Consider the following 17445-nt stretch of genomic DNA (forward strand, 5'->3'; position numbering starts at 1 on the left):
TTTTGGATGCGGGGAGGCCAGTCATGAGCGGTCAGCACTGCGCCTTGATCATGGCGGGCGGTACCGGGGGTCACATTTTTCCAGGACTCGCCGTGGCAGAAGCCTTGCGCGAGCGCGGCTGGCACGTGCACTGGCTGGGCGGACGAGGCAGCGCGGGTCGACCCAGCATGGAAAGTCAATTGGTGCCTCCGCGCGGCTTCGCGTTCGAGTCGATTGATTTTTCCGGTGTGCGCGGCAAAGGCCTGGTCACGGTGGTTTTTTTGCCGATGCGTTTGCTGAGGGCCTTCTGGCAAAGTATTCAGGTGCTCAGACGCGTCAAACCGGACGTCGTGATCGGCCTGGGCGGCTACATCAGCTTTCCCGCCGGCATGATGAGCGTTCTGCTGGGCCGGCCACTGATATTGCACGAGCAAAACTCCGTCGCAGGCCTGGTGAACAAGGTGCTGGCGCGTGTGGCGGACCGGGTCTTTTCTGCATTCCCGGGCGTGTTTGAAAAAGCGGAGTGGGTGGGCAACCCCTTGCGCCCGGCCTTCACCAGCCACCCGGGTCCTGCTGTCCGCTTTGCAGGACGCAGCGGGCCCTTGAAGCTGTTGGTAGTGGGCGGTAGTCTGGGCGCTAAAGCCTTGAATGAACTGGTGCCCAAAGCCCTCGCGCTGATCCCTACGCTCGAGCGCCCGCAGGTCACCCATCAAAGCGGCGCTCTTCAGATTGAGGCGTTGCGCGCTCACTACCAAGCGGTATCTGTCGAGGCAGAACTCACGCCATTTATTGAAGACACGGCGCAGGCATTTGCGGACGCCGATTTAATCATCTGCCGCGCTGGCGCCAGTACCGTCACCGAGATTGCCGCTATCGGCGCTGCCGCCTTGTTCGTGCCGCTTCCTGCTGCGGTGGACGACCACCAGACCAGCAATGCGAAGTTCCTGGTCGATCAAGGCGGCGGCTGGTTAGTGCAGCAACGCGATCTGACGCCCTCAATACTTGCAGAAATACTAAAAAAAACAGAGCGTACCGTGCTGGTCCAACGGGCGCTAAACGCTAAAGCCATGGAAAAAATTGATGCTACCGCCCGTGTTGTGACCGCTTGCGAGGAGCTGGCGACATGAAACACGCGATTAAAAATATTCACTTCATTGGACTCGGTGGCGCGGGAATGTCGGGTATCGCCGAAGTCCTGCACAACCTCGGCTACGTGATTTCGGGATCCGACCTGTCGAACAGTCCGACGTTACAGCGTCTGGCCGGGCTCGGCATCAAGACTTTTGTGGGACATGCCGCTTCCAATCTGGTCACGGTCGATGCCGTGGTGACGTCCACCGCTGTGCGAGCTGACAATCCCGAGGTGCTTGCCGCACGCGAAAAGCGCATCCCCGTGGTGCCGCGCGCCTTGATGCTGGCCGAGCTGATGCGCTTGAAGCAAGGTATTGCCATTGCCGGCACCCACGGAAAAACCACCACCACCAGCCTGGTGGCCAGTGTGCTGGCCGAAGGCGGCCTCGACCCCACGTTTGTCATCGGCGGCCGGCTCAACAGCGCCGGCGCCAACGCCAAGCTGGGCTCGGGCGACTACATCGTCGTGGAAGCGGATGAATCGGACGCGTCCTTCCTGAATCTCCTGCCCGTGATGGCGGTGGTCACCAATATCGATGCCGACCATATGGAAACCTATGGGCATGACTTCGGCAATCTCAAAAAGGCCTTTATCGATTTTCTGCACCGCATGCCTTTCTATGGCACGGCGATCTTGTGTACCGATGATCCGGCCGTGCGGGAAATTGTGCCGCAGGTCTCCTGCCCCATCACGAGTTACGGCTTTGGCGAGGAAGCGCAGGTCCGCGCGGTCACCGTGCGGGCGGTCGGTGCGCAAATGCACTTCACCGCGCAGCGCCGCAACGGCGTCACGCTGCCTGACCTGGAGGTGGTACTCAACCTGGCGGGTGAACACAACGTGCTGAATGCTCTGGCGGCGATCGCAATCGCGGTTGAACTCAATGTGCCCGATGCCGCTGTGCAGAAAGCCCTGGCTGAATTCAAGGGTGTCGGCAGGCGTTTCCAGAGTTACGGCGATCTGCCGGCCAAAGACGGCGGCTACTTCACGGTGATCGAGGATTACGGCCACCATCCAGTTGAAGTCGCTGCAACGTTGGCTGCCGCGCGCGGTGCTTTCCCCGGCAAGCGGCTGGTGCTGGCCTTCCAACCTCACCGCTATACCCGTACACGCGATTGCTTTGAGGATTTCATCAAAGTCCTGGGTTCAGTAGATGCCGTGTTACTGGCAGAAGTCTATGCCGCTGGCGAGACGCCTATCGTGGCCGCAGACGGCCGCTCGCTGGCGCGCGCCCTGCGCCTGGCTGGCAAGGTGGAGCCGGTATTCGTCGATGACATTGAGGCCATGCCACAAGCGATCGTGGACAACGCACAGGACGGCGATATCGTCATGTGCATGGGCGCTGGCTCCATCGGACTGGTGCCGGGAAAAGTCACGGCCATGCTCAAAGCCGCCAAGCGCACGGCGCTGGCAGGGGGGCAATGATGATGCGTCAAATTAACCCCCATTTTGGCAAGGTCGCAGTGCTCATGGGTGGCCGGTCGGCCGAACGCGAAATTTCGTTGCTGTCGGGCCAGGGTGTCTTGCAGGCGCTTCGCGCGCGAGGCGTCGATGTCCAGGCGTTCGACCCCGCCGAGCGCGACATCAGCGAGCTGAAAAAAGACGGCTTCGCGCGGTGCTTTATCACGTTGCACGGACGCTTCGGCGAAGACGGCACGGTGCAGGGCGCGCTGGAGCTTATGGGTATTCCGTACACCGGTTCCGGCGTGATGGCGTCGAGCATGGCGATCGACAAGGTCATGACCAAGCGGGTACTGATTTCGGAAGGGCTGCCGACCCCCCTTTATGTCCTGCTCCGCCGCGGCGCACAGGGCGGCTATGGCGGCATTGATATCAACGCCATCCCGGACCAGCTGGGTTTGCCGCTGATCGTCAAGCCCTCGCGGGAAGGCTCGTCGATTGGCCTGACCAAAGTGACCGAGCGGGCCGGCATGACCGAGGCAGTGGCACTGGCCGCCAAGCTGGATGCCGACATCCTGTGCGAGCAGTTCATTGGCGGTGATGAAGTCACCTGTCCGGTACTGGGAACGGGCAGCAGCGCGCGTGCCCTGCCTGTCATCCGCATCGTGGCGCCTGACGGTAACTACGACTACCAGAACAAGTACTTCACCGACACCACGCAGTACCTGACACCGTGCGGACTTCCAGAGGGGGAAGAGGCGGTCATCCAGCAGCTGGTTTTGCAAGCCTTTCGCACTCTCAACTGCCGGGGTTGGGCACGCGCCGACGTGATGATTGACCAGCGTACGCGCAAGCCTTACCTGCTTGAAATCAATACCTCGCCTGGCATGACGGGGCACTCGCTGGTCCCGATGTCTGCGCGGGCGGCGGGCATCTCCTATGAAGACCTCTGCATCGAAATATTGAAGACCGCCGCGCTCGACTACCAACCCCCAAGCGGAGCCTCCACTTGAGCCGCGCCCTGCCACTGCCAATCCCCATGCCGCTGGACGTCAAGCTCATGAACACCCTTGCGCAGGCGCTTGGCTTGGTGTTTGCGGTCTTGCTGCTGGCGCTGGTAGTGGCTTGGCTGATGCGTCAATCGCTGTTTAACCTCAGTGCCATTCAGGTCCAGGGCGACTTGACACACAACAATGCGGTCACCCTGCGCGCCAATGTAGCCCCCAAACTGACGGGTAATTTCCTGACGGTGAATCTGGAGCGCACCCGCGCGGCTTTCGAAGCGGTGCCCTGGGTTCGCAGGGCCGTGGTGCAGCGCGAATTTCCCAACCGGCTAAAGGTGGTGTTGCAGGAACACAAAGCGATCGCCTTCTGGGGGGCGGAGGGTGATGGCCGCTTGCTCAACAGCTTTGGAGAGGTGTTCGAGGCTAATCAGGGCGAAGTGGAAGCTGAGGACCTGCCCCTGCTCAACGGTCCACAGGGACAGGCGCCGCAGGTGCTGCAGGCCTACCAGCTGTTGTCGACCATGTTTGAAGAGGCGGACGTGGTGCTGGAACGACTGCAGTTAAGTGGTCAGGGCGGCTGGCGCGCACAACTGGACAGTGGTGCCGTCATCGAGCTTGGACACGGCTCGCTGAATGAGATTCAAGCCCGTACCCGCCGTTTTCTGGCTACGTTGACACAGGTGTCCTCAAGGTTCGGACGAGACCTGGAATCCGCCGATTTGCGTTATGGCAATGGCTATGCCGTCAAGCTTCGAGGCGTGACCACCGTCGCCCCGGGCGAAAAAGACGTTGTAAAGAATAAAAGGTAGACATATGGCCAAAGAATACAAAGATCTGGTGGTCGGACTGGACATTGGAACCAGCAAGGTGATGGCTGTGGTGGCAGAGGTCATGCCGGGGGGGGAGCTCAAGCTGGCGGGATTGGGCATTGCTTACAGCCACGGCCTCAAGCGCGGCGTGGTGGTCAATATTGATGCCACCGTGCAAAGTATTCAGCAAGCCCTGAAGGAAGCCGAGTTGATGGCGGATTGCAAAATCGCTCGCGTCTATACCGGCATTACCGGCAGTCATATCCGCGGCATTAACTCCAGTGGCATGGTCGCCGTAAAAGATAAAGAAGTCACTCAGGCGGACGTCGCCCGTGTGATCGAGACGGCAAAGGCCATCAATATTTCGACCGACCAGCGATTGCTGTTGGTCGAGCCGCAGGAGTTCGTGATCGACGGTCAGGACGTTCGTGAACCGATCGGCATGAGCGGCATCCGGCTGGAAGCCAAGGTGCATATAGTCACCGGCGCGCAAAGTGCCGCCGAAAATATTATCAAGTGTGTCCGGCGCTGCGGCCTTGAAGTGGATCAGCTGATGCTCAACCCGCTCGCCTCTAGTCTGTCGGTGCTGACGCAAGATGAGCGTGAGCTGGGCGTGGCGCTGGTGGATATTGGGGCGGGCACCACCGATGTCGCCATCTTCACGGGTGGCGCGATCCGGCACACGGCGGTGATCCCGATCGCCGGCGACCTGATCACCAGCGACATCGCCATGGCCTTGCGCACGCCGACCAAGGACGCCGAAGACATCAAGGTTGAAAGCGGTTGCGCCAAGCAGCTGCTGGCCGACCCGGACACTCAGGTAGAGGTACCCGGCCTGGGTGACCGCAGCCCTCGCATGTTGAGCAAACAGGCCTTGGCGGGCGTCATCGAGCCGCGTGTGGAAGAGATTTTTTCACTGGTCCAGCAGGTGATCCGCGAATCGGGCTACGAAGAGGTGCTGTCTTCGGGCATCGTTATCACCGGCGGCAGCGTGATGATGCCTGGCATGGTCGAGCTGGGCGAGGACATTTTTCTTAAACCGGTTCGGCGCGGCATACCCCGCTACTCAAGTGCGCTTTCGGACATGGTGGCCCAGGCCAGGGCGGCCACGGTGATGGGATTGCTGGAAGAGGCCAGGCTGGCACGCATGCGCGGCTACAAAGTGGCGCAAAAAGCGGGCAGCGTTCACAACGCATTCGGTCGTGTCAGAGACTGGTTCGTGGGGAATTTCTGATGAATAAATTAACCAGCTTCATGAGTCGGACTTCGCGCGGTATCCATTCCGGAGGAGCGGACCCACCGGCATGACCGTTCCCTTCAACAAAAATACTTTTTAATACTTTTTGACAACTGCAGTTTATTGATCGGAGGCTCCCAATGAGTATCGAAATGATTGAAATCCAGGAATTTAACCAAGGCACACAGATTAAAGTGATCGGTGTCGGGGGCGGTGGAGGCAACGCGGTGGGGCACATGATCCAATGCGGGGTGCAGGGCGTTGAATTTATTTGCGCCAATACGGACGCGCAGGCACTCCATCGCGGCAGCGCGCACAAGACGATCCAGCTCGGCGTCAGCGGGCTCGGTGCGGGCAGCAAACCCGACAAAGGTCGTGAGGCGGCCGAACTGGCGGTTGATGCCATTCGCAGCGCTATCGATGGCGCGCACATGCTGTTCATTACGGCAGGGATGGGCGGCGGCACAGGGACCGGTGCGGCGCCCGTGATTGCACGCTTGGCCAAAGAGATGGGTATTTTGACCGTTGGCGTGGTGACCAAGCCGTTCGAGTTCGAAGGCGGCCGCCGGATGACCAATGCCGACCTGGGCTTGGCCGAGCTAGAAGCCAATGTGGACTCGCTGATCGTCATTCTGAATGAAAAGCTGCTCGATGTACTGGGCGATGACGTGACCCAGGATGAAGCCTTCGCCCACGCCAACGACGTGCTGAAGAACGCCGTGGGCGGCATTGCTGAAATCATCAATGTGCCGGGTCATGTCAACGTCGACTTTGAAGATGTGCGCACGGTCATGGGCGAGCCCGGAAAGGCCATGATGGGTACGGCCAAGGCCAACGGCCCTGATCGGGCGCGCATCGCTGCCGAACAGGCCGTTGCGTGTCCCTTGCTGGAAGGTATTGACCTCTCGGGCGCCAAGGGCGTGCTGGTGCTGATCAGTGCGGCCAAAGGCTCGCTCAAGTTAGCCGAGTCCAAGCTGGCAATGAACACCATCCGCGCCTACGCTTCGCCCGATGCGCATGTGATTTACGGCACGGCGTACGACGACGAACTGGGGGAGGACATTCGGGTCACGGTGGTCGCCACGGGATTAAGTCGCCAAGGTGTGCGTCGCCATGCCCCGCCGCTCCAGGTATTGCGAACGGGGACTGACAATGTACCGTTTCACATGCCCACCCTCAACGTCGTTTCGGGGGCTGTCGGCGGCCCTCAGACCGCCATGGGATCGTCGCAACCGGATTACGGCAACATGACGGTGCCCAGCGTGTGGCGTACCAATCGCACCCAGGCGGCGGCCAAGGTGGATGCGCTGGCCTCCGGGGGCATGGATGACTTCGAGATCCCTGCCTTCCTGCGCAAGCAAGCTGATTAAGCGTGCCCGGCACAGGTATTTGCGTTGCGCTGAAGGGCTGCCCCTTGGGGCGGCCCGGTGGTGGGTCGGGCTTAAAGCTCGGCGCGGGTTGACGCTGCGTTTACAGCGGCGGCCCGGGTAACGAGACTGCGCTTAACCGCTCCACCGGGGATTGCTCGCTGCGTATTTCGACGCGTTAATCCCTATTCCCACCCCTCGGGCGCAGGCCACTTAAAATAGCACCATGCTGGCCCAAAGAACACTTAAATCCCTGACCAAGGCCGTGGGCGTGGGGCTGCACAGCGGCCAGCGGGTGGAGCTGACCTTGCGACCGGCGCCGCCCGACACCGGGATCGTGTTCCGGCGGGTCGATTTGCCTTTGCCGGTCGATATCGCTATTTCGGCGCAGGCTGTGACCGACACCCGGTTGGCCTCCACCATATCGAGCGGCAGCGCCAAGGTGCACACCGTGGAGCACCTGATGTCCGCCTGTGCGGGTTTGGGCATCGACAATCTTTACATCGACATCACCGCGGAAGAAGTTCCCATTCTTGACGGTTCAGCCTCATCGTTTGTGTTTTTGCTGCAGGCGGCCGGCATTGAACTGCAGTCTGCTCCCAAGCGATTTATTCGCGTGACCAAACCAGTCGAAGTGAGGGAAGGCGAGGGCGTTTCAGCCAAGTGGGCTCGCCTCAGTCCTTTTGAGGGCTACAAGTTGAGCTTTGAAATCGACTTTGATCACCCGGCAGTGGACTCCACCGGCCAGCGCGTGGAGTTCGATTTGGGGTCAGGCTCCTATTCACGCGATATCGCCAGGGCCCGCACCTTCGGCTTTACCAAAGACGTGGAAATGTTGCGTGCCAACGGACTCGCACTGGGAGGCGGCCTGGACAACGCCATCGTCATGGACGACTACAAGGTGCTGAACAGCGATGGCCTGAGGTACAACGACGAATTCGTCAAGCACAAAATCCTCGACGCCATGGGTGACCTGTATCTGCTGGGTAAGCCGCTGCTGGCGGCTTACAGCGCATTTCGCTCGGGCCACGCGATGAACAACAAACTGCTGCGTGAACTGCTGCTGCACCCCGAAGCCTACGAAGTGGTCACCTTTGAAGACGAGAAACTGGCACCGCCCGGTTTTGCAACCGTCGCCCGCGCTTGGTAGGATCCGGCCAGAAGAACTAGGGGATTTTTAACCATGCTGCTTTTTCGCTGGCTTGTTTTGCTATTCCTGCTGGCCTCCGTCGTGTCGTTCATGTTTTACGTTGGCACGGGACAAGTCCGGTTCAAGCGCTTCGGTCTCATCGTCCTCAAGTGGACGCTAATCGCCGCTTTTGGCTTTTTTGCAGTTCTCATTTTGGAGCGAGTCGCCTGAAACGTCGCCTTTTAGTAGTGGCGACCGGCCTTGTACGACGCGCTTGCGTGGGGTTTCAAAGCCGTGGCCGCCGCCAGAATCGCGGTTGACGGTCCGGCATGGGCGTGGGTGATCGCCAGCCCCAAGGCATCAGCTGCATCTTTTCCGGGTAGCGCCGGCAGCCTCAATAGTCGCATCACCATCTGCTGCACTTCAGCTTTAGCGGCCTTGCCATAGCCTGCAACCGCTTTCTTCATTTGCAGGGCGGTGTACTCTGCCACAGCCAGATCGCAGGACACCAGGCCTGTAATGCAGGCTCCGCGTGCTTGGCCGAGCAGCAGTGTGGCTTGCGGATTGACGTTGACAAAAACGATTTCCACGGACGCAACATCAGGCTGGTAGCGCTGTACCACCTCACGTACCCCGTCAAACAGCACCTTTAGACGGGCGGGCAGGTCCCCGCGTGCCAGGTGTGTGGTCTTGATGGTTCCGCTGGCCACGTATTGGAGCTGCGGGCCATCGACGTCCACCACGCCAAATCCGGTGATCTGCAAGCCAGGATCGATTCCTAAAATACGCATAGGCAATAGATTGGGGCGCTTGCTACGCTCGTTGCTAGTGCTCTAGCGACAGCCATGTCGAATGAAAAAGTGAAAGAGTTAAATAGCGGCATGGCAAGCTTATTTTTCCGCTCATGGCTGAGTGACTAAGGAAGTTCCACGCCGCCCATGCGGGCCGTGATGGTGCTTGCGCGCGAAGCAAGGTAACCCGAGTTGGCGCGGGTTTCAAAATATCTGGGTCGGGGCAGCATCACGGCCAGACGAGCGGCTTCATAGGCGGTCAACTTCGACGCGGGCTTTCGGTAATAGTGCTGGGCTGCGGCTTCCGCACCAAAAACGCCATCGCCCCATTCCACATTGTTCAGATAAATCTCAAGAATGCGCTGTTTATTGAGCAATGCTTCGAGCAGCAAGGTGAGCACCAGCTCCTGGCCTTTGCGCAGTAATGTGCGTTCACCCGATAGAAACAGGTTTTTAGCGAGTTGCTGCGTGATGGTGGAACCCCCAACAATTTTCACAGCTTTCACGCCGGACTTCGCCGGTCTGGCGGCGCTTGGACGGGGGGTCGATTTAGCAGCGCGCTGTTCGGCCTTGGCATTTTTCTCCCAGGCCTGTTCAAGCGCAATCATATCGACGCCGTCGTGCTCAACGAAGCTGGCATCTTCCGAGGCAATGACCGCCCGTTTCAGGTTATCGGACAACGCCGTATAAGGCACCCATTGCTGACGCCATTTCAGCGTCCCGGTGTCTCTGGCAATCAGGTAAACCTCCGAGCGCTGAAATGCGGTCGACTCTGGGTCCACGGCAGCCATCACGCCAATGCGCGCCACAAAATAGAACTCTATCGCCAGTCCCGCCAGCAGCGCGAGACCGACCAGGCGTATGAGTGCCTTCATGCCGGCAATGCCCGTATTTCCTGCAACACCTTCAGCACCTGCGACGCTGTAGGGCGCACGCCCCGCCACCATGCAAACGCTTCGGCCGCCTGCTCTACCAGCATGCCCAGGCCGTCACGCGGCGTGGCGCCGTTTTCACGGGCCCAGGTCATGAAACCCGCCGCTGCGGGGCCATACATCATGTCGTAAGCGAGCGCGCCGGGTTTGAGTACGCTGCGGTCAACGGGCACGCCGGTGCCTGTCAAGCTGCTAGAACTGGCGTTGATAACAACGTCGAAATCGCCCTTCAGACTTGGCAGGTCCTGGGTCGCGAGTTCTGTTTTTTTCAGGAAATCTTGCATGGAAACATGCGCTTTGTGACGATCTACCAGTGCCTCTGCCTTGGCCCTGGTGCGATTGACCAACACCAGCCGTCGTGGCGTCGCAGCCAGCAAAGAAGCCAGTACGCCCGCAGCCGCGCCGCCGGCACCTATCAGCAGCACGTCACGGCCGACCAAGGAAACGCCCGCATGGTTCTGAATGTCGTTGACGAGCCCCACGCCATCGGTGTTGTCGGCGTGAACGGCGCTTCCGGCCAGCGTGAGGGTGTTTGCGGCCTCGGCCAGTTGCGCCCGGTCCGTTTGCGTGCTGGCTGCCCGGAACGCTTCCAGTTTGAAGGGCACGGTGACGTTGCAACCGCGCGCGCCGCTCTGCAACAGGTGCGCCAGCATGGCCGCAAAACCGTCGAGCGGTGTGAGTAAACGGCCGTAATGCATCGCCTGTCCCGTCAACTCCGCAAACCGCGCATGAATCAACGGTGATTTGCTGTGTGCGATGGGGTTGCCTAGTACGTAGTAGCTATCCATGGCTTCAGTCGTTATTCATGATGAGCACCTTGTCCGGTGGCCATGTTGACGCTCTGGGAGGGGCCAAAACTCAATGGCTCGTGAGTTTTGTTTCAAGCGTATCTTCCCTCGTGAATTTAAAGCGGGAGGCGACCACCAACTGGTCCGCCTTGCGCCGCATCGCTTCACTGAACCGGCCGAATGGCGCGGTGGCGCGAACGATTTTCTGCGCCCGTCTGTCCAGCGTCAGGTTGCCCGAAGTTTGAACCACTTCGGTGTCCAGAACGCGGCCGTCAAAATTGACCGTCACGATCATGGTGAGTTCACCGTACAGTTTTTTGCCAGCCTGCTCGGGGAAATTCACGGTACCCTTGTCTTCAATCTTGTGTCGAAGCGCATCGTAATACACGGCATAGATTTCTTCGCGGGTGGCGGGGCTGATGTAGCGTTTTTTGGGTCGCGCATTTTCTTCGTTGATGCGTTTTTCGATTTCCGCCAATATCTTGATCAGCTGCTTGCGCTTTTCCTCACGGTTCGCCTGCGCAGGGTTGTTGGCAGGCAGCGCCATGTCTGGCGGAGGCATGGAAGCCAGTTGTTTTTTAATGCGCGCCAGTAATTGGGTTTGCTGCTGCTGCAGCGATTCGACATTCCGCTGCGCATCGTCCGCAGCATCACCCAACTCCATCAACGCAGAGGGTGGCAGGGGCGAGGTGGCGCGGCCTTTTTCAAGCTCGCCTCCGCCGGCGAGCGATGCCTGTGCAATGGCTTTCGCAAAATCCGGTTTTTCATTGGATTTGGCGTTAACCAGAATCACTTCCAGCGGCGCGTCCTTGAACATGCGGTTAAAGCCATCAGGGTCGACAAAACGCACGGTCAGCAGCGCCGCATGGACGGCGATGGACACCCCCAGGGCGATTTGTAGCGTGCTAAATGATTTCACAGGGGGAGATTATCGGGGCTTTATCCGGTTTCCTGCCTTGTTGCCGGCGTGCTTGCTGGTCAATCAGCGGGTGCCGATGCGCTGGCCGCATCCGCTGCGGGCTCGTTGAGGTCAACGGCAATTGATATTGGGCCAGCGGCCAGGTTGGATTCGCTCTCATCTTCGTCGTTAGCCGCTTCAACCTGCGCCCCACCTGCACTGTCCCCCACAACGTCAAGCCGTTCAATCACAGTGCCTGATATATCCAGCGTGATCTCATCAATCGCTCCCAGCTTGATGCGCACTTTGGCGCCACGGGGCAAACCTTGGGCCCCCAGCGCCGGAAGTACCAGCGGCAGGTCGTCGGCGCGAACCAGGTTGTCCTTAAAAGCCGTGGCGGTCAGTTCGGTGATGCTGTTTTGTTGCAGATATTTAAGCGTCCAGTAGCGCTCGATGCCCGCCTGAAAACCGTTGTAGGCACTGTAGGCGGCATCAAAGCACGAAATGATCGAAAAAAGATCGGCGTCCCTGGGCTTGAACGGCGCCGCCAATGCGGCCGTGCGGCCATGTCGGACGCACGCAATGATTTGCCATTGGTTGACCAGGTCGGTGTAGCGCCGCAGCGGCGAGGTGCTCCAAGCGTAGCTTGGCACGCCCAGGCCCGCATGCGGCAACGCCTTGGTGCCCATGCGCACTTTGACACCGGGGGCCAGGCTTGCCTGGCTGCGGTAAATGCCCGGCACGCCATGCTCTCCCAGCCACTGGCCCCAGGTGCTGTTGGCCAGAATCATCGCTTCGGCCACGATTAAATCCAGCGGTGCGCCGCGCTGGCGAATACTGATACTGACCGTCTCTTCGCCGTGCGGCTCTTGGCCGGTCGGATTGTCGAGCTTGAAGTTGTAGTCGGGCCGGTTGAAATTTTCGGGTTTGCCGCGCACGACTTCGCGCTGGCCCTTGAGGTGTTTGGCGAGCCGGTGCAGGAAGGTCAACTCAACACCCCAAGGCACATCGGCGCGCGGAACCTGTTGGGCCGCTTCGAAAAATGCCTCGGTGAAGGTGTTGTCCAACTCATCGTGACGCAGGTTGCTGACGATCGGGACCTGCTCCAGCCGCGTGACCCTGTCCTTGATCTCTAGCGTCGTTTCGTCCAACGTGAGGTAGAGCGATAAGGCCGGGCAATTGCGACCTTCCAGCAAGGTGTAAGTTTGGACGATTTCATCCGGCAGCATGGTTAGCTTGTAGCCTGGCATATACACCGTGGACAAGCGTGCCCGGCCAACCGCATCTATCGCACTGCCCGGTAATACGGCCAAGCCCGGCGCAGCAATATGAATGCCCAACGTGATGGTCCCGCTGCCGATTCCCTGTACCGACAAGGCGTCGTCAATCTCGGTGGTGCTGGAGTCATCGATCGAAAACGCGCGCACCTCTGCCAGTGGCAATTCGTCCTTGACTTGCGGGGCTTGCAAGGCCGGAAAGCCCGTACCTCTTGGAAAGTTTTCAAACAGAAAGCGCTTCCAGTGAAACTGGTGTGGCGAGGCAATGGCACCGGCTTTTTGCAGCAGGTCCAGCGGCGCGGTGTGGGTCGCGCGCGAGGCTTCAACCACGGCCCGGTACTCGGGACTGTTTTTATCCGGTTTGAAAAGAATTTTATAAAGCTGCTCACGGACTGGCGCAGGACATTGCCCGTGCGCAAGTTCCTCGGCCCAGACATTAATTTGTACCGCAATCTGTTTCTTTTTTTCGATGGCAGCGAGCGCCTGCTGCAAGATTTCGAGAGGGGCTTTTTTGAATCGGCCTTTGCCAGCCCTGCGGAAATAATGGGGCGCTTCGTACAGCCGGAATAGTGCTGCGGCTTGCTGCAGCGTCGAGGCAGGTTTTGAAGCGTCTGAGCTGAAATAGTCGCGCGCCAGGTCGGCAAAGCCAAACTCGTCTTCACTGGCAAATTCCCAGGCCAGCTCCAACTCGATGTCTTCGCTCAATTTTTGGCCGCTAGCGATCAGCTCGGCGGGTGCAGGTTTTTCAAACTTCAGCAGTGCATTGGCGGCCTTCACCTTGACGCGCTTGCCAGAGTCGAGTTCGACTTGCAGCGAGGCATCAGTTTCCGACAAAATTCGACCAGCCAAAAATTTGCCGGTTTCTTCAAACAATACAAACAAAACGGAATCCTTTAGCCTTTGGTAACTTGCCTTGAGTAGCGGATGGCTAGTGTAAACAAGCCGTGTTCCGGACAGCTGTCAAACCCAGGAAATCCAGAATGAGCGGCACATGCCGTTCGAAATCACTCAGGGCGTGGTCGCCGCCTTCCTGCAGACGTATTTGCGCGCCGGCGTAGCGGTGCATCATCTCGCGCCAGTCCAGCACTTCATCCCCCTTCGCAATAACGACCAAATAGTTTTGCGCGGTAGTCAGGGTGCCGACATGCAGCGCCGTTAACTCATCGATAAATCGGGGTTCAAAGAAAAAATGCGCATCAGGGTTGTGCCAAGCGGTCTGCTCCCCGATAAACTGCGCCAGATCTCGCGCTGGATCGACTGCGGGATTGAGTAGTACGGCTTTGCAGTGCCTTCGTTCTGCCATCGCGCTGGCGTAAAACCCTCCGAGCGAAGATCCGATGATTGCCGTGGTCGCGTGGGGCCAGTCGGCCGTGCCTTTTGTCAGTAGCGCCATCGCGTCACGTGGTGACGGCGGCAGCTGCGGGCACCACCAGGTCACCTCCGGGTAGCGCGCCGCCATCAAAGCGGCCATTTTGCGAGCTTTTATCGACTGCGGCGAGGAGCGAAAACCATGCAGGTAGAGCAGATGGGTGGTGTGCATGGCGCCATCATACGAAGGAATAGTCACAAAAAAGCCCCGCAGGCTTTGGCCGTGCGGGGCTTTCAACCGAACCAGCGGTCAGTTGTAGGTGTAGACCGCCGTCTTGCCGCTGCCGTCGAGCATTCGGTAACTGAACAGCAAGGTGCGGCCGATGTTGGGGGCTATTCCAAAAATAGGCACAGTCTGATTATCCAAAATGGCCGAGGTGGCTCCCCTCGGCACCGCTTTCAACGGGCCGAAACTACCAAACGTTGTGTCGACGACGGCCTGTACCTGATGGATTTGCTGGGCCGAACTATTTTGCACCCAGTCTATTGGCAGCGCCGTCTGCGCGCCAGTCAGGCTGCCAGTAGGATCAAGCGCACTCACCGATTGCGCGCCCAGCGTGTTCCAGGGCAGGTTCACGGCTTGTTCAGCCTGAACCAGATCAGAAAGTAGCGTCTTGTGGAAAATGATTGCGGCGGTGGTGGGGGTGGTTCCATAGAACAATTCAACCTGGTACTTTGCTCCCTTGACGAACTTGGTGGAGTCAACAGTGGAATCTGCCGGCTGTTTCCACAACAGCACATTTCCACTGTTCGCCGGATTGGCCGCCAGAGTTTTCGCGGAGCTCGCAGGATCGAGACCTGTAGTTCTAGCGAGCCAGAAGTTCGGACAGTTGAACGTGGCCACGTTGCCGCATTGACTGCCGGTCGTCAGGCTGCCAGTCTTGCTGAACAAATCCATGGAAGTCTGTGTTCCGGTCGAAACGACGTAGACCAGTCCCGTGCCCGCCGCGCCATTGCCCGGCAAACCGGGGCCAGAAATTCGCGCGTACTTTAGTGCATTGCCGGCGTTGCTGCTGCCCGGGCCGGTGCTGTTCACATTGAACTGGATGCCGGTTTGGAAGGTACTGAACTTGGCGGTGTTGGCCGGGTTCTTCTGCTCGACGCGGCGAATTTGCAGTTTGACGTTCACGTCCGCAGGATGCTGGTTACCCACCAGCCACCAGTCCGTCGGGCGCGAGGTCGACGTAGTGCCCGGAATTTTGCGGGCCGTGGTGATCACATGGCCCGGGTCGCCATTGGCGTCCAGAAACTTGATGTTAATGACGGCTCGGTTAAAGGCAGCCGGGGCCGGGGCCGCGACCGCAGGATCAGCCGGGTAATAAGCCATGATTTCCGGCACGCTGAATTTCGCGCCGGTCATGGTGTCGCTGGTCAGCAAGTTGTAGAAAACTTGGCCGGCTTTGTAACCGTTGTCCAGAAACTTCACGCCGGCTCCATTGCCGAGGGTTGCCGTTATATTTTGGCAGGCGGGATCGACATTGGTCACTTCTGGACCGCCATTCGCTGACACGATGGTGGCGTCTTTAGTCACTACGCGCTGGGCGGTTGGTATCGCAAAGCATGCCGTCAATGTCTGCGCGGCAACTTGGGCCGCTTGCGAGAGCGTCGCGATGGCTGCGTCTGGAAGCGGCATCGGGGTGCCGGGCGCTGTGGCCGTGGCCAAGTCTATTGGCAGAGGATTGTCCACGGTACTCAGCGCCAGCTTGCCGGTGGCCGGGTTGGTGACGACCTTGACCACATCCAGCACCATGTCGGCCGTATTGCCGATGCCCGATGCCGTTGCAGCGGTGATGCTGGTGGTGAAAGGGTCATAACCGTCGGGTGCTTGAATGGCCTTTAATACTTGAAGCAGCTGCGCCACGACGTTGGCGGTCAGCTGTTTCAGGTCGGCGGCGTTGACCTGTTTGCTGTTGACCAGGGTTAAAGGATTGCCATCGGACGCCAGCTGCGCCACGATGGCGGTCGTCAGTGGCGTAACGTTGAGCGTGAGGGGTGTGCCATGGGTCGGTGTAGTAGTCGTTACGCTCACCATCGGGGGCGTGTTGCCGGTGGGGTCTGTGACTACGACGAAAAACGGTGCCGTTTCCCCGTTTTTCAAAGTGCAGGTGTAGCTGCCCAGCGCCGTGGTGGAAATGGACGCTTCCAGACAGGGCGAATTGCCGCTGCTGTTGGTCACGGCGACGCCCGCGTTGGCGAGTGCCGCGCCGGTTGCTGCAACACCCGAAATGACGTCTGCTGAAGGAATGAGGAGGCTACTCCCACTGCTGCCGCCGCCGCATCCTGCCAGCGCCAGGACGGTCGTGCCCGCGACGGCAAGCCATATTTTTCGAAATTTCATGTTCATTAATTGCTCCAGTTGGGTTTGAGTCGAGCGCTCCGAAAATAAATACGGATGGCGCGTAAACCGGATTTAGCCGGTAGTTGTGACAAAGTGCATCCCACGAATATGGGATGCGATGCGAGGTTTCCCATAAACATGGGAGCCTGTTGTTGGCACAGCCCACGGCGTTGCCGATATGCTCAGGCCTGCGTCGGGTCTGGTGAGGCTCCCAGAGCGCGGCGGTCAGGAGGGTTATCTCTGTGTGGCGTGTATTAATTGTTGAAGACGACGCGCCGATGCGCGATTTTTTCGCGGCCAGCGTGCTGCGTTCGGACCAGCTCACACTGGTTGCCAGTGTCGGTACTGTGGCTGAGGCGCGCGTCTGGCTGGACGATCCCGTGCAAGGGGTGGATGTGCTGCTGACCGATCTCGGCCTGCCGGACGGTAGCGGGCTGGATGTGATTCGCCACGCACGATTGTGCCGCCCCGAGTGCGAACCGCTGGTGATTTCGATGTTCGGCGACGAGGACAACGTGCTGGCCAGCATCGAGGCCGGCGCCCTTGGGTACATTCACAAGGACGCAGCGCCCGCTGACATCGCGCAGACGATTCTGGAGATGAAGGCGGGTGCCTCGCCCATTTCGCCGATGATTGCCAGACGGGTGCTGTTCAAGTATCGGGCATTGCAGTCAAGTCAGCTGCAGGCGCCTTCCAGTCAAGCTGAGACAGCTATAAAAAACAGAGCAACTTTAGATGAAAAAAACTTGCTCTCCGGGCGTGAGAAGGAAGTGCTGGAATTGATTTCACGGGGGTTCTCCTACGCGGAAATTGCCGCTCTGAAAGCGATCACGGTGCACACGGTACAAACGCACATCAAAAATCTCTACAGCAAGCTGGCCGTACATTCCAAAAGTGAGGCCGTGTTCGAGGCAACCCGGATGGGCTTGCTGCCGCCAGGGTGACCCGATCCGAGGGTTGTGCAGATATGTTTTGTTACGATGTATTCATGAGTGCAA

16 protein-coding genes are annotated in these 17445 nt (G+C 59.2%); 9 read left to right on the forward strand and 7 right to left on the reverse strand.

The genetic code is table 11. From position 1 onward, the window contains the following. Window positions 1-23: 23 nt before the first annotated feature. From murG to HHJ16_RS14800, 8 genes are all read left to right on the forward strand, one after another. Window positions 24-1106, forward strand: coding sequence for an undecaprenyldiphospho-muramoylpentapeptide beta-N-acetylglucosaminyltransferase (gene murG / locus HHJ16_RS14765; protein WP_296901786.1), 1083 nt, complete (start codon window positions 24-26; stop codon window positions 1104-1106). Then, the gene (gene murC, locus HHJ16_RS14770) at window positions 1103-2533 is read left to right on the forward strand and encodes a UDP-N-acetylmuramate--L-alanine ligase (protein ID WP_296901788.1); all 1431 of its coding nucleotides are present in this window, start codon (window positions 1103-1105) and stop codon (window positions 2531-2533) included. Before murG ends, murC begins: the two co-directional genes overlap by 4 nt. Window positions 2534-2535: 2 nt before the next feature. Next, window positions 2536-3522 carry a D-alanine--D-alanine ligase gene (locus HHJ16_RS14775; RefSeq protein WP_296901868.1) on the forward strand — a complete coding sequence of 329 codons (987 nt, stop codon included), beginning with the start codon at window positions 2536-2538 and terminating at the stop codon, window positions 3520-3522. 8 nt (window positions 3523-3530) lie between these two features. Further along, a complete protein-coding gene (locus tag HHJ16_RS14780) occupies window positions 3531-4322 on the forward strand; it encodes a cell division protein FtsQ/DivIB (RefSeq protein WP_296901871.1) in 792 nt (263 codons plus the stop codon). A gap of 4 nt (window positions 4323-4326) precedes the next feature. Continuing rightward, window positions 4327-5556, forward strand: coding sequence for a cell division protein FtsA (gene ftsA / locus HHJ16_RS14785; protein ID WP_296901790.1), 1230 nt, complete (start codon window positions 4327-4329; stop codon window positions 5554-5556). Between the two features lie 143 nt (window positions 5557-5699). Further along, on the forward strand, window positions 5700-6929 hold the full coding sequence (ftsZ, locus tag HHJ16_RS14790; protein WP_296901791.1) for a cell division protein FtsZ: 1230 nt from the start codon (window positions 5700-5702) through the stop codon (window positions 6927-6929). Window positions 6930-7152: 223 nt separating this feature from the next. Continuing rightward, window positions 7153-8076, forward strand: a complete 924-nt coding sequence (gene lpxC / locus HHJ16_RS14795) for a UDP-3-O-acyl-N-acetylglucosamine deacetylase (protein WP_296901793.1) — start codon at window positions 7153-7155, stop codon at window positions 8074-8076. 33 nt (window positions 8077-8109) lie between these two features. Further along, window positions 8110-8286: a hypothetical protein gene (locus HHJ16_RS14800; RefSeq protein ID WP_296901795.1), complete on the forward strand. Its 177-nt coding sequence runs from the start codon at window positions 8110-8112 to the stop codon at window positions 8284-8286. Between the two features lie 11 nt (window positions 8287-8297). Here HHJ16_RS14800 and ruvC read toward each other — a convergent pair whose 3' ends face one another. The 7 genes from ruvC to HHJ16_RS14835 form a co-directional block, all read right to left on the reverse strand. Further along, on the reverse strand, window positions 8298-8846 hold the full coding sequence (ruvC, locus tag HHJ16_RS14805; protein ID WP_296901797.1) for a crossover junction endodeoxyribonuclease RuvC: 549 nt from the start codon (window positions 8844-8846) through the stop codon (window positions 8298-8300). 125 nt (window positions 8847-8971) lie between these two features. Beyond that, the gene (locus HHJ16_RS14810) at window positions 8972-9721 is read right to left on the reverse strand and encodes a transglycosylase domain-containing protein (protein WP_296901798.1); all 750 of its coding nucleotides are present in this window, start codon (window positions 9719-9721) and stop codon (window positions 8972-8974) included. Next, window positions 9718-10566, reverse strand: a complete 849-nt coding sequence (gene aroE / locus HHJ16_RS14815) for a shikimate dehydrogenase (protein WP_296901799.1) — start codon at window positions 10564-10566, stop codon at window positions 9718-9720. The genes HHJ16_RS14810 and aroE overlap by 4 nt, the downstream gene beginning before the upstream one ends. A gap of 70 nt (window positions 10567-10636) precedes the next feature. After that, complete coding sequence (locus tag HHJ16_RS14820) at window positions 10637-11485, reverse strand: TonB family protein (protein WP_296901801.1); 849 nt, start codon at window positions 11483-11485, stop codon at window positions 10637-10639. A gap of 59 nt (window positions 11486-11544) precedes the next feature. Continuing rightward, entirely contained in the window at window positions 11545-13623 is a 2079-nt protein-coding gene (locus HHJ16_RS14825) for an RNB domain-containing ribonuclease (protein ID WP_296901802.1), read from the reverse strand. Between the two features lie 46 nt (window positions 13624-13669). Further along, window positions 13670-14281 (reverse strand): YqiA/YcfP family alpha/beta fold hydrolase, encoded by a 612-nt coding sequence (locus tag HHJ16_RS14830; protein WP_296901803.1) that lies wholly within the window; start codon window positions 14279-14281, stop codon window positions 13670-13672. A gap of 78 nt (window positions 14282-14359) precedes the next feature. Beyond that, on the reverse strand, window positions 14360-16453 hold the full coding sequence (locus HHJ16_RS14835) for a hypothetical protein (protein WP_296901805.1): 2094 nt from the start codon (window positions 16451-16453) through the stop codon (window positions 14360-14362). Between the two features lie 236 nt (window positions 16454-16689). Between HHJ16_RS14835 and HHJ16_RS14840 the strand changes: the two genes are divergently transcribed. Further along, window positions 16690-17391: a response regulator transcription factor gene (locus HHJ16_RS14840; RefSeq protein WP_296901807.1), complete on the forward strand. Its 702-nt coding sequence runs from the start codon at window positions 16690-16692 to the stop codon at window positions 17389-17391. Window positions 17392-17445: the final 54 nt, after the last annotated feature.

Origin of the sequence: Polaromonas sp. (assembly GCF_012927485.1) — a bacterium.
GTDB lineage: Bacteria > Pseudomonadota > Gammaproteobacteria > Burkholderiales > Burkholderiaceae_C > Polaromonas.

What these genes read in the sequence shown, in the direction of transcription:
- murG (WP_296901786.1), top strand. Translation starts at nt 24, where the DNA reads ATGAGCGGTCAGCACTGCGCCTTGATCATGGCGGGCGGTACCGGGGGT.
- murC (WP_296901788.1), top strand. Translation starts at nt 1,103, where the DNA reads ATGAAACACGCGATTAAAAATATTCACTTCATTGGACTCGGTGGCGCG.
- HHJ16_RS14775 (WP_296901868.1), top strand. Translation starts at nt 2,536, where the DNA reads ATGCGTCAAATTAACCCCCATTTTGGCAAGGTCGCAGTGCTCATGGGT.
- ftsA (WP_296901790.1), top strand. Translation starts at nt 4,327, where the DNA reads ATGGCCAAAGAATACAAAGATCTGGTGGTCGGACTGGACATTGGAACC.
- ftsZ (WP_296901791.1), top strand. Translation starts at nt 5,700, where the DNA reads ATGAGTATCGAAATGATTGAAATCCAGGAATTTAACCAAGGCACACAG.
- lpxC (WP_296901793.1), top strand. Translation starts at nt 7,153, where the DNA reads ATGCTGGCCCAAAGAACACTTAAATCCCTGACCAAGGCCGTGGGCGTG.
- HHJ16_RS14800 (WP_296901795.1), top strand. Translation starts at nt 8,110, where the DNA reads ATGCTGCTTTTTCGCTGGCTTGTTTTGCTATTCCTGCTGGCCTCCGTC.
- ruvC (WP_296901797.1), bottom strand. Translation starts at nt 8,846, where the DNA reads ATGCGTATTTTAGGAATCGATCCTGGCTTGCAGATCACCGGATTTGGC.
- HHJ16_RS14810 (WP_296901798.1), bottom strand. Translation starts at nt 9,721, where the DNA reads ATGAAGGCACTCATACGCCTGGTCGGTCTCGCGCTGCTGGCGGGACTG.
- aroE (WP_296901799.1), bottom strand. Translation starts at nt 10,566, where the DNA reads ATGGATAGCTACTACGTACTAGGCAACCCCATCGCACACAGCAAATCA.
- HHJ16_RS14830 (WP_296901803.1), bottom strand. Translation starts at nt 14,281, where the DNA reads ATGCACACCACCCATCTGCTCTACCTGCATGGTTTTCGCTCCTCGCCG.
- HHJ16_RS14835 (WP_296901805.1), bottom strand. Translation starts at nt 16,453, where the DNA reads ATGAACATGAAATTTCGAAAAATATGGCTTGCCGTCGCGGGCACGACC.